The organism is Succinimonas amylolytica DSM 2873, from assembly GCF_000378405.1.
Classification (GTDB): domain Bacteria; phylum Pseudomonadota; class Gammaproteobacteria; order Enterobacterales; family Succinivibrionaceae; genus Succinimonas; species Succinimonas amylolytica.
In genome coordinates, this window is sequence record NZ_KB899636.1 from 1645405 (window position 1) to 1658860 (window position 13456).

General features: G+C 41.5%; 6 protein-coding genes, 1 pseudogene and 1 CRISPR repeat array. All 7 genes and pseudogenes read right to left on the reverse strand.

Annotation, left to right across the window (positions count from 1 at the left end; genetic code table 11):
• Positions 1 to 238 (reverse strand): annotated as a pseudogene (locus F557_RS22660) (hypothetical protein); the annotation flags it as partial.
• A gap of 120 nt (positions 239 to 358) precedes the next feature.
• A CRISPR array of direct repeats spans positions 359 to 5012; the repeat unit is 28 nt; unit sequence TTTCTAAGCTGCCTATGCGGCAGATAAC.
• 233 nt (positions 5013 to 5245) lie between these two features.
• Entirely contained in the window at positions 5246 to 5845 is a 600-nt protein-coding gene (gene cas6f / locus F557_RS0107365) for a type I-F CRISPR-associated endoribonuclease Cas6/Csy4 (protein ID WP_019001598.1), read from the reverse strand.
• Positions 5845 to 6870 (reverse strand): type I-F CRISPR-associated protein Csy3, encoded by a 1026-nt coding sequence (gene csy3, locus F557_RS0107370; protein WP_019001599.1) that lies wholly within the window; start codon positions 6868 to 6870, stop codon positions 5845 to 5847. Before csy3 ends, cas6f begins: the two co-directional genes overlap by 1 nt.
• Before the next feature lie 39 nt (positions 6871 to 6909).
• Positions 6910 to 7866 (reverse strand): type I-F CRISPR-associated protein Csy2, encoded by a 957-nt coding sequence (csy2, locus tag F557_RS0107375; RefSeq protein WP_019001600.1) that lies wholly within the window; start codon positions 7864 to 7866, stop codon positions 6910 to 6912.
• A complete protein-coding gene (locus F557_RS0107380) occupies positions 7863 to 9044 on the reverse strand; it encodes a type I-F CRISPR-associated protein Csy1 (protein ID WP_019001601.1) in 1182 nt (393 codons plus the stop codon). Before F557_RS0107380 ends, csy2 begins: the two co-directional genes overlap by 4 nt.
• Positions 9034 to 12468: a type I-F CRISPR-associated helicase Cas3f gene (gene cas3f, locus F557_RS0107385; protein WP_019001602.1), complete on the reverse strand. Its 3435-nt coding sequence runs from the start codon at positions 12466 to 12468 to the stop codon at positions 9034 to 9036. Before cas3f ends, F557_RS0107380 begins: the two co-directional genes overlap by 11 nt.
• Before the next feature lie 5 nt (positions 12469 to 12473).
• Positions 12474 to 13436 (reverse strand): type I-F CRISPR-associated endonuclease Cas1f, encoded by a 963-nt coding sequence (cas1f, locus tag F557_RS0107390; protein WP_019001603.1) that lies wholly within the window; start codon positions 13434 to 13436, stop codon positions 12474 to 12476.
• Positions 13437 to 13456 lie beyond the last annotated feature (20 nt).

Sequence of the window (13456 nt, forward strand, 5' to 3'; positions counted from 1 at the left end):
CGCTGATCCTATTCTCCTGTTCTTCAACTTTTTTGGCTTGATTTTGAAAGGCTTCAGTCTGCTTCTGAATGGTTGAAGTCTGCTTCTGAATGGTTGAGGTCTGCTCTTGAATGGTTGAGGTCTGTTCTTGAATGGTTGATGTAAGTTTTTCGATTAACGAGTAAAGGTTGTCCAGTTTGGAAGTATCAGTATCGTGCTGATTAGCAGGAAGATTGTTATTTGTGATCTTCGCTTCCATTGCAAAATCCTTCAACACATCCCGATTTTCGTGTGCGATATGGTACGGATTCACCAGCACTTTTGTCAAGAATCCCTGAAGCCTTAAAAAGACGGTTTAAGACCTAATACTTTTTTTGAATTTCTAAGCTGCCTATGCGGCAGATAACTCGCTATTCGGTGCAAGTTCGTACACACGGCCTTTCTAAGCTGCCTATGCGGCAGATAACGCGTACAACCTCCCGCACCTTAACGCTGAACATTTCTAAGCTGCCTATGCGGCAGATAACATGGACTTAGCGTGCCGAAGTTATATGCTATACTTTCTAAGCTGCCTATGCGGCAGATAACTAAACCGAAGAATGACTAAAAATTAAACTATTTTTCTAAGCTGCCTATGCGGCAGATAACCGAACGTTTGCAGAACTGCATGATATACTTGCTTTCTAAGCTGCCTATGCGGCAGATAACACGTGTTAAAAACGTGTTATATGGGGACTTTTTTTCTAAGCTGCCTATGCGGCAGATAACAGAAAGCATTTTACGGGACTTTTCTATATATCTTTCTAAGCTGCCTATGCGGCAGATAACGCCGACCCTAAATATCAGGCCACCTTCCTGATTTTCTAAGCTGCCTATGCGGCAGATAACTAATGGCGTTCACATGGACGCATATAATAAGCTTTCTAAGCTGCCTATGCGGCAGATAACGGATATGAGATCATTATATACGTAAACGGAACTTTCTAAGCTGCCTATGCGGCAGATAACATGGGATGCCGCAACAGTACACGGTAATGAAATTTCTAAGCTGCCTATGCGGCAGATAACCGTTGTTTCCCTCCTCGGTGGGGAAAATTACAATTTCTAAGCTGCCTATGCGGCAGATAACCTTTCCCGCTCCTGAGAAAATCCCTGGCTCATTTTCTAAGCTGCCTATGCGGCAGATAACTTCTGTATATTGGTAATAGTATCAATGAGCAATTTCTAAGCTGCCTATGCGGCAGATAACTTCCGCCGCCGCTCTCATTATTTCAGGCTTCATTTCTAAGCTGCCTATGCGGCAGATAACATTTATGACACCGGCAGAACTGCGGCACTGGTTTTCTAAGCTGCCTATGCGGCAGATAACAAATTAGTCTCAAAGATAATACAAGTTATACCTTTCTAAGCTGCCTATGCGGCAGATAACTATGTTACATCTTACATTGAACGGTAAAAGCTTTTCTAAGCTGCCTATGCGGCAGATAACATTATGTAACCGCCCTCCGGGATTCCGTCCATTTTCTAAGCTGCCTATGCGGCAGATAACGTTAAGGCCGGCGCCGCCGGACTGACCGCTGATTTCTAAGCTGCCTATGCGGCAGATAACGCTACCATGAATGCCTTCGCGGCGTGGATGGATTTCTAAGCTGCCTATGCGGCAGATAACATATACCTCATTATTTGATCTGCTATGGGAGCTTTCTAAGCTGCCTATGCGGCAGATAACGCTACCGGTATCGGCCAGACCATTGTCATTCTTTTCTAAGCTGCCTATGCGGCAGATAACGAATGGGACAGGTTCCGGGAATATTGCCGGCTTTTCTAAGCTGCCTATGCGGCAGATAACGTATGTCGGGGCATTGCTCTGGAGCACTTCACTTTCTAAGCTGCCTATGCGGCAGATAACCATTTTCCGGACGTATGCCTGTTCAGCGTTAATTTCTAAGCTGCCTATGCGGCAGATAACTGAAAACTTGAAAACGGTCTCCGGAGTAGTCATTTCTAAGCTGCCTATGCGGCAGATAACTTTTCCTCTCCTTTTCTCTCTCTGTCATTTGGGTTTCTAAGCTGCCTATGCGGCAGATAACATTTTTAACCTCCCCGTTTTAATGTTCCCCGTTTTCTAAGCTGCCTATGCGGCAGATAACAGAAGGTGTAAATTTAAATTTTAGTTCATTGTTTTCTAAGCTGCCTATGCGGCAGATAACGTCAGGGACGGAATAACCGAATCGCTCCAGCATTTCTAAGCTGCCTATGCGGCAGATAACGATAAGAGCTCCCGCACCTCCGGAGGACAGGCTTTCTAAGCTGCCTATGCGGCAGATAACATATTCCGGGAGGTCTATGCCTAAAATCTCCCTTTCTAAGCTGCCTATGCGGCAGATAACCGATAAGCGCGTCCAGCTGTCCGACAGTCTGTTTTCTAAGCTGCCTATGCGGCAGATAACCAGTGTATCAGTTTTGATAATAATAAAAACAATTTCTAAGCTGCCTATGCGGCAGATAACATTAATGTAAGCGTAAAGCCTTATGATGTAAGTTTCTAAGCTGCCTATGCGGCAGATAACAGTTTTTTTTGTATTTCCCCCTGTTTTTTCCTTTTCTAAGCTGCCTATGCGGCAGATAACTCATAGACAATATCATTTTTTTTGTTACGTGCTTTCTAAGCTGCCTATGCGGCAGATAACTCCGGTGATGAGCACGTGAGGGTTAGCGTCGCTTTCTAAGCTGCCTATGCGGCAGATAACAATATCTTGTTTGTGGCTGATATTACCGATCCTTTCTAAGCTGCCTATGCGGCAGATAACGAAGCCCGCGCGGGCGGGGAGCATGAAGACACTTTCTAAGCTGCCTATGCGGCAGATAACGTTATCACTGAATCGGGAGAGAGACAGTTTCCTTTCTAAGCTGCCTATGCGGCAGATAACTCCAAAGCACCGGAGATCCTTTGATGATGTCTTTTCTAAGCTGCCTATGCGGCAGATAACCATAACGCACTACTGGCGCTTTGACTTCTGTTTTTCTAAGCTGCCTATGCGGCAGATAACAGAATTTAACCGATAACCCTCCTGCCAGTATCTTTCTAAGCTGCCTATGCGGCAGATAACGGATTTATTAAAACAGATTTTTAAACAAAAAATTTCTAAGCTGCCTATGCGGCAGATAACACGTGTTGCAAGTTCCTGCGGCATAACGTGCCTTTCTAAGCTGCCTATGCGGCAGATAACAGCAACGGGAAATACTTTTCCACAGATAAGGATTTCTAAGCTGCCTATGCGGCAGATAACCAATATGTGATAATTGTCACATAATAAGAGTGTTTCTAAGCTGCCTATGCGGCAGATAACGCAATATAGGGCATTTTGAGCAAATCCTATACTTTCTAAGCTGCCTATGCGGCAGATAACGAATTAATGCATGATACTACAAAATTTAACCGTTTCTAAGCTGCCTATGCGGCAGATAACTTATGAAAGGTTATGAACCGGATATTGTAAAATTTCTAAGCTGCCTATGCGGCAGATAACGAAAAGCTTTTTTTGGCACGTTCTTATATGTCTTTCTAAGCTGCCTATGCGGCAGATAACCATGATATCCGCGATGGTGGCGTCAGGCGGGATTTCTAAGCTGCCTATGCGGCAGATAACAATTTCTTTTAATCTTGTTACTTCCATTTTTTTTTCTAAGCTGCCTATGCGGCAGATAACGCTGTTTCTTCTGCCGCCGCTCTCATTATCTCTTTCTAAGCTGCCTATGCGGCAGATAACTAGGTATCGTATAGCGGCGCACCTGTCCACCGTTTCTAAGCTGCCTATGCGGCAGATAACGTCGGAAGCAAAAGCTATGCAATTATCACTGATTTCTAAGCTGCCTATGCGGCAGATAACGGCTTACATCAGAAAAATGCGGATACCGGGCTTTTCTAAGCTGCCTATGCGGCAGATAACGCTTACAACCTCCCCCACCTTACCTCCTGGCATTTCTAAGCTGCCTATGCGGCAGATAACTTACATATCCCAGAGGAAGTTATCAGATTACCTTTCTAAGCTGCCTATGCGGCAGATAACTTGTTAAATTTTTAAATTGTTACTTTTCTTTTTTTCTAAGCTGCCTATGCGGCAGATAACAGACCGAGAGGCGGGAGATCCCTTACTAGCAATTTCTAAGCTGCCTATGCGGCAGATAACAGCAGAAGCAGGTAAAATCTTTCAGAGAGTGCTTTCTAAGCTGCCTATGCGGCAGATAACCCTGTGGCAGGTTTTATCATTTCTAAGCTGGATTTCTAAGCTGCCTATGCGGCAGATAACATTTTGTAGGCACAAAAAAATAGCACCAAATATTTCTAAGCTGCCTATGCGGCAGATAACAATTTAATTCAAAAGCAGCTAAGGCAAAATCATTTCTAAGCTGCCTATGCGGCAGATAACGGAGAAGCACCCCCTCCGCCGCGGCGATGACAATTTCTAAGCTGCCTATGCGGCAGATAACCTTTTTTGATATACGTATAATCTGCTATGTGTTTTCTAAGCTGCCTATGCGGCAGATAACAGTAATGATGTATTTACCGGAAACTTTCGAAACTTTCTAAGCTGCCTATGCGGCAGATAACATAAAGGAAAAAGAAAAGGCCGCCATAATAGCTTTCTAAGCTGCCTATGCGGCAGATAACGCTATGAGCAGAAGATTAAGGCGGGAACCTCCTTTCTAAGCTGCCTATGCGGCAGATAACACTTTGAATTTTTTAACACTGGCTTTGGAACAGTTTCTAAGCTGCCTATGCGGCAGATAACGGTCGGGTAGCCCCCGGCCTCTCTCTGACTAATTTCTAAGCTGCCTATGCGGCAGATAACCTGCTAAACAAGCAATTAAGAATAAAGCTAAATTTCTAAGCTGCCTATGCGGCAGATAACATTTCTGCAAGTGGATATAATCGGCATTTTATTTTCTAAGCTGCCTATGCGGCAGATAACGACGACGCCCGCGCAGACATTTGCGGATCCATTTTCTAAGCTGCCTATGCGGCAGATAACTACAAGAAGTTTAATTGTACTACAAGAATCAAATGACTATTTACATAAACAGTAACCAGTTTTAATAAGATATATGATGTTGGAATGAGTCATATATGAATAAATAACGAGACCTTACAAATTGTAGAAAATGCAACAACTCGTTAGTCTCTCCCAAAAAAATGGTTGTTTTACAAAACATTAGAATAAAAATATCAAAGATAAATCTATGTTATATCCTCCATGGTTTTCAATTAAGTTGAATTGCTGAAATAAGGTAGAGCTCCTGACTTTATAAGTCCATAGCTACTAAAAACCAAAGTATTGTTGTTCTCAACCTGCAACACTTCGTCGATATACAGTCTGAAGCGTTGTCCGCTACTTAGGCTGTCAAGAGTGACATAAGGGAGGTTATTTTCTGGATTTTTGTAACAGGAGTATTCCTTTTCTGCCTGTTTCATATCCACATGATGTCTTTGAGCATAACGTCTCACAAGCCGTTCCTTATTCTCCTTGAACTGAATCCGTCGATACTGGACATATCCTTGGACAATATTAGGAATTGGCTGTATTTCCCCTTTCTTTATGTAATCAGTAAGACGAAGTAATCTACTGTTACAAGATGAATTAAGGAGAATATCGGGACTAGATGCATAAAGACGAACAATATTTCCCAGAGTTCGTTTTTCTCTATTGAATCTTGGAAATCCAAGACCTATATTGACGCATCCAGTTTTATGTTCGTCTTCTACGAATATCAAATGCAGTGCAGAAATCACTTTACCCATCAGGAAAGTCGCTGAGACCTCCTGATTAGGTAAAAGTATGAGATCCTGGTAGTATAGTGTTCTCATTATTCCTTGTCACCTTTGCCAAAGACACCACCACGGATAAGAACCGACATAACATAATGCTTGTCGTTATCATTGTCGAGAGGTGTACCACAGGTAAACCGGTCAAAAAGCGTGTAAAAATCTACTTTGTCCTTTGGATTTCGGAATGCCTTACCCATATTTGTTACTGCACCATAAGGCTCTGCGGCTATTGGTCCGGCACCATTCACAGGATCAGTGTATTCTGGATACCAAGTGTCGACCGTTCTTAGTGCGTTTCCTATTTTCTGTGAATGAACGGCAGCTATACCATCCACAGCATATAGGATTTTGCTTTTACTACTGTTTTTTCCTTTGTCCAGTACCAATTCTTCGCTAGGGAAAACTTCCTGTCCATTTTCAATTTTGGCATAGGTTGTAACCTCTAATGTTACAGATTCAGAACCGGAGAGTGTATCCGCTATCAGTTCGCCAAGTGCTACTATTTTTTCGTCAGATTTGTCAAAAGTACGGATAGGGTAGGTCTTTCCGTCAAATACCCATGCTTTCTCTGATCCTAGTACTTTGACATATACTTGAATTGCTTCAGCACCTACTCGGTTTCGCCACAAAAAGCGACCAGACGCGATATTGTACGCATACCGTTTTCCAAGTTCTTTAAAACCGAAGGTATTGGAATATGCAGATACTGCAGATCTGAGTTTGTTCTGAAAGTCTGCCATATTGCAAGATGAAGGCTCCCCGACTTTGCCAAGCACTTTAACAGTAAATACCATCTTAAGTGTGTCGCAATCCTGTGGTAAAGCACAAAAGTCAACTGTTTGCAAGTTTGGTTTTTGTACTTCGGAATTAAGTTTTAGGGGATCCCCGGATATTGCAGTTTTAAGACGGTTAGAGATTGTTCCTCTAACTGATTTTTCTACAAGCTTAAGGGGGACGGCATTTCCTTTATCATTCCATCTTGTTCCGTATAAAAAACCATCTGATGGGTTGAGTTTACGCTCAAATGCAAGTACCGACGGAAAATCGCTTTTTTTTGCTACCATGGATATAGTTCTCCAAATCAGAAAATAATGTTTTACAAATCAAATATTGAATAATTCTGAGTTTTCTTCATCCTCCTCCCCTGTATATGTCTGCTGACTCTCCTCTTCGTATTGGCTGTAGCAGTAAATTCCTGTGTTCGCGTCATAATATCTACGCCATAGCAAGGAATTAATGTTATGAAAGCGGTGAAGCATTTTGAATTCGCCAAGCGTGACTATGGCTTCTGCGAAGCAGTGCGGTGTTTCCGGATCTCTTTGATTTGTTGCTCTTCCAAGCTCATTGATGGCTGCGTAACCAGTGCTTATAGGTACTAACCATCCACGATTTTTTCGGTAGCGCTCGATGTCAACTTTTCCGTTATTAATGTGAGGCTCGGCTATGACAGAGATGTGCTCTATCAGTGCATCCAATGCATCATTACCAAGTTTCATGCTCTCTATCATTAACTCGCGGCGTTCGATGAGAGCATATCCAGGCATTAGTCTGTGGATGATATCTTTTCTGAAATTCTCATCTTCTTCGTTGGTAGTATTTACCCTTGTAATATATGGAGTTTCTGTCGGTTGTACATCTCCTGAAGCTATTCTAAAACCGCTATTTAGTAAATCATTTGCAGTATGTTCTATATCCTCATCTTCATCATCATTTGTGATTCCAGCAAGTTCGCACAGTAAAGAAACTTCCAGTATGCATTTAATTTCCGGAACAAATGAAGGACGATTTCCGTCTTTATCCAAGGGATTTGCACCGGCTATTATTGATAAATCACTATATTGTCCTTCCCTGTAGGTACGCATGCTGAATTTGTGATTAATGATCCCCAGCCCGTTTATTTCAAAATTATTAAAGCCTTTTTCATTGAATTTACGTTGCAACGCATGGACGGCTCCGCCGAAGGCACATACGGACGGGAATCCGGCAGTGTAAGGACTTGACCATGCATTAGCATTATTGACCTTAATGTGGGGTAATATCAAAAAAGTTTTTATACTCATTTCCACAAGTCTCTATAACTATCTATAATATTTTTTATTTCTACCATTTCAGCATCTCCGAGTACTACGGAATGCTCTCGTTTTAGGTTTTCAATTATCCAGCGTGCCATATCATTCTGTATTTCACTTTCCCAGCTGTTATTTTGGGCACGTAATGTTTCATCCTTACTAAGCCAAATTTGCTGTGAAATTTTGAGCGTACTTGGGATGTTTATAAGAGCTGCGCGAACGATAAACATTCTTTCCGATATGGACAATATGATTTCTTCAAATATCCTATCGCGGAATTTTCTTTGCTTTTCTAAAGGTATTGGCGAATCCTTAGGGAGTGTGATTAGTTTTAATAACCTGCTAAATTCCCATTTAAAAGTGCGTTTGTTTAGACATTCAGAGAAGAAATCTCGACGAGGTAATCTAATTTTGTGATCTTCTAGAGTAGGCGGCGCACTGAATAGCAGTTTGGTTATTCCGCCGTTTTCAGTATTGAGTTGGCTGATGTTCTGTGGCTGGGTTCCTCCATATTTAAGAGTAGTAAGGTTGTAAATTTCCCGGAACGAACCAGTTGTTGCTCCCTCTCCCTTCCTTATGAGTTCTTTTTTATCTTTTGCATCATCTCTTATCGCAGAAATTCTGTTTTTTAGTTCGTAAACCAAGGCTGATGGAGTGAGTAAAGACAGGATATGGTACTGCCCATTTCCTAACGTGAAATAAACTTGCTTGATTTTAGATGACGTAACATGGGTGTCTTTGCACGGTTTGAATACTTGTAGAATTTGTTCGCGTAGCTCGGTAGCTGAATTCCCTGAAGAAGACAGCAGTTCCTTCCCTTCGGGAGTATCTTCTCTGATATTATCAAGCACCGTTTTTCCATTGCTCATTGGTGTGGCAAGAAACTTCATGATTGTGGCATAACCAGCACTACCATACATATCAATATTACGCTTGGACTTTATGTTTCCTGATCTTATGTAGCCATCAGCTGATGCGGAACCAAAAAATACAATGGGTGTAATCTTGGAATTCTTATCCTGATTTGCATAAGGATGCGAGAACTGGCACGGGTGTGTAGCACAGGTTATGTATTTTGCATTGAGTGCTACGTTAGGTATGAATTTTTCGGGAGTGTTCAGTTCTTCTTTGAGCCCGCTAATGAAATCATATATAGCCTTATCTATCATCCTCGTTATGCTCCCCTTTGTCTGTTTTGTACATTCCGAATACGTCACTGTAATTCCAGTTAGCTACATTTCCGTAGTCTGGTATTTCAATAGTACCAAAACGCTCCATAACTTCCGTTGATTGAATACCGTTAAGTACGGCATATTTCTCAATTGTTGAACCGTAGTCTCTCATAAGCCACATTCTACTGTTAAACAATTTTATATCCTGTAATGATGTATTATTAATATTATAGATATTCTCTACCTTGGTCAAATTATTTTGTTTGTCATGTATATAGAAAGAATAATAATTTTCGTCTGGTTCACACTTTTTTAAAGTCAGAGTAATGGTTGGTGTGCTATCACGGAATCTGCTGAGTTTTTGGGTAATTGCACTAAGATCCCAGTAGCTTACAGGATATTCTTTTGTTGAATCAGGCTCGTTACTATACAATAAACATTTAATTACTTTATGCTCGTACCATGCAATAATATTTCCATTATTTGGAGGGGTCTTGTAATCTGAAATCATAGTCAGGCGATCGGCAGCATTGATTATGTTGTTCCATGAGGGAAGTAGCATTTTCATGTCATGGGATGGCATTGATGGATGGGCTGTTTCGTAACCTGGTTTGGTGTAATAAAGGCAAGTTTTTCCGTTATCCCAAGATTTTCTGTTTTTATATTTAAAAGCTTTGATGTTGTATTGCATGATTGCTATATTTGGTGTCAATATAGGTATCTGCCGGTGACGATTTACCCTACCTGACATTTGGACAATGCTACGCCAAGAACTGGGTTCTATTACAGCCCAGTCATAGTCATGATCCCTACCAACCTCTTCTACAGGAGTACATATGACTATAAAGAGAATATTGGTTGTGAATGTGGTATCTATGAGTTTTCTGATTACAGGATCTGTCAGAATAACCGGTGCTTGAGGGTTTTCTCCATGCCTTTTTAAAATATTGTCCAGGTACTGTTCTTCTTCATGACGTAGTAGCAGAGTTTGTCTGCTGTGGTAAACCATTATTTTAATTTCAGTGTCAGCGGGAAGAGAGTATTTGCATAGGTATTTTGCAAACTCTACACAGGGATCAATATTAGCAAAACGGATTACTCCGAAAGAGACCTTTTTGCCGCTTTCTGCATCATGTAAATGATGATTATGATGCAATGACAAAGCAGCTTGTAACATGTGCTCGAAGTAGATTTCAGTGCGATTTTCTTTTTTGTCAGAATAGTTATCGTCATTTTCAATGGGACAGTTGCAGATGTACCCTGTTCTTAGAGGGACAGATCTTTTGAGTCTGTCTGTCTGTCGCTTTGAAAAATTTGAGTGAAGCCTCCCAAAATTAAGATTTTGAGATGATTCTATGCAGCTAATTTTTTCCACGCTGCTTTCATTCTCATCAAGCCATGCCACCATGATATTAGGCTTTATGGCTCTTGCATCGCAATAGTTTTTAAAACCTTCCTTGTATGCATAGAAGTAACAAATTGCAATTTCAGGAGGGATTGTTGCAGAGGAAAGAACCACTTTTCTACCCAAAGTACCACAAAGGTGGATGAGTCTTCCGATGGCCTTCAGATCATTTCCTGTAAAATCATCAACTTCATCAATTATGAGGTCTGATGACATTATTCGTAGCAAGGGCAACATGTAGCGACCACCGCGACAGCATTCTGTGGCATTCATGATTTGATCGATGGTACAGCATAGTACTGGAGCGTATAGCATTTTTGATGAAGCTGAATTTTTGAATAGTGTTGCAAAACCTTCATGTGGAAGCTCGCCTTCGAAGAAGGTCTCATCTTCATACAAATCTTCCAGTGATTCCGATCCCCCAAACATATTTTCATCCGATTCTTGGGGGAACAATTTTTTTTCAAGTATATGCTGTTTCCTCTCCTGTTCGTGAAGATATTGCACGCTAGCCGAGCCGATGACCACAGCCAATTCTTCATCTGTCAGACGCAATCTGTCACGATATTCATCACCGGTTTGCAAAGTAAGAGTTCTCAATCCAAGTGCTAGTGTAAAACGTAGTGTTCCTGGATTTTCTCCAAATGTGGTCGCGATTTTTGCGTTGGCAGTTGTTTTGCCGCAGCCGGTGCTAGCCAGATTAAGGATAAAACCTCCTATGACATCGGGGTTTTCAGTTCGGAATTTTTTAATGGCTGTTACAGCCTGATCCTGCCAGATATATTTGCCCTTGGATTTATGTTTCAGTGCCTGGATAATTCCAGTGTGCGGAAGATCATTTTCAAGAGCGGGAAGGTAGTGAGAGACTTTAAGTGCGATGTTTTTAACTCCGCACAGATGTTCATCAAGTTTTTGCCGAAAACCACCGCGTTCCCGATCTGTGTTGGCGTAGAGAGAACAATTGCTTTTCCATTTTGGATCAGCTTCCAGCGATGAATAGAAGTGATCTCCGAGCATCAATGAAAGTCTAGCGTATCTGAGCACCAGTCTCAGGGTTCCGTCATTTGCGAATTTTTCGATCTCAGATGAAGCTTCCAGTAGTCTATAACACCATTTTTTCAGGTCATTGCGCCATTTTTCGGAAAAGTCAGAAAACTCATAAGAAAAATCAAAGCAATGATTCAAATCTGCCTTAAAATTCCTGGTGTCATCTGAATTATTCTCTGTGAAGCGTCTGTAGGTATATCCAGGAGTAATGTATGACAACAGTTCCGAAATGCTTGTAGCTCCATTGCTTAAATCATTTTTAGTAACAGTATCGCCACGAGCATTAACCGGCAGAGGTAATCTGTGATGACTTAGTACAAGCCAAACAATACAGCAGAGAACAATTGATGATTCTTTCCTAAAAGGATGATACTGAGGTTTGTTTTCTTTCTCAGGATCTCTGCAATGATGTATAAAATCAGCTATTTGAGGCATATTTCCAGCGGCAAGTTCTGTCCATATGTCACGTCCATTCTCAGCATAATAGCGGGATATTCCCTGGATGATTATTGCTGACACAAATTCGTGCCGAAACGGATCTGCAGTACAGGAGGAATTACGGAGTTTGTCCTGAAAATATGATGATGCTTTTCCAATATCGTGCATCAGAGCTGCAACGGCAGAAAGAGCTTGCACCAAAGGCATGAAGTTCCAACCGGTTTCCTTGTAGTGTTTTAGAATTTTTCTGCCGGTACTGTTTACTGGGACATTTCCGTCTTCATCAAATTTGTTTTTGTTGCCCACGACCCATAATAATTCTGAAATCTGTCGACTCCTAATCCAATGGCAACTGACTGAGGTGTTTTTACTTGCAGTTTGTCTGAGGAGATGGCGGACCATTTCAAGGCCTTCTTTTGTAATAACAGTCTGCCAGGTATTTTCCCCGATTCTATTGGCAAAGGCATCCAGCACCTTTCGTGTGGATTTTATAGCATTTTTTTCGGACTCTGAGATAAACATTACCATCATGGCTACTAGGTCTCCATCTGGTTGTTATCTGAACAAATCTGCTGAACACTGTCGAACATGTAATCCATAACCTTTAGTTCATTAAAAACCACAATAAGCTGTTTTCTGAAGGTACTGTCCTGATAATTACGTGCAGCACAAATAAATGCCCAAGGCAGAACTACAGCATCCTTGATGATATCTGCCACGTCAAACACTAGTGCGCCGCGTCTAGTTTTTCCATGCATAAGTGCAAACGCATGCGGGATTCCCAGTACCCACAATACTGATGCAGCAAGACCGTAGGCCAGATAGTTTCCATGATCCAAAAAACTATTTGCAAGATCGGTGCTTTCGCCTTCTTTAGAACGAGAGAATTCGCTCTTGAGCAAAGTTGTAGCAGCGTATTTATATAACAATTTGGTAAAACGAGCCTCAATCGTAAGAAGATTTGTTACATTAGATGCATTGTCGTTTTGAGATGAGTAATCATTGAGAGCGCTGTATAATTCGTCACTGATTGACAATCCAAACTGGTTAAGGTCTCTGTTACTGGACCAGATTTTTTTAATAAATGATATGCGATAGCGTTGGAGTTGCTTTGCAGCTTTGAGTCTGAATTCGTCAATGTACCAGAATGATAGCCACTGTTGCACAAACAAAGGAGGACGGTATTCGCTTTGAGGAGTAACGAATTCAATGCTGTTACCATCGAATAGTGGAGTGCCACCTCCACCGCAAAAGCCAAATAGTACACCAGCTTGGGCAAGCATTCTGGCAGCTGCCTGGGTGATTGATGTTCCAGAGCCTAGAAGAATTACGATCGTATTGCATATAGGAATATTGAAATAGCTTTCTTGTTTGGAATCTTCTGTTAGGTATAGAACTCTTCCGTCTTTTTGCATCACTCGGCAATGTTCTAAAAAGTAGATATTAGATCTTTTTGAATGCAATATTGACTTCATCTCAGATGATTTGAAACCGTCCATGATGCGTCTCCAAGGTAATA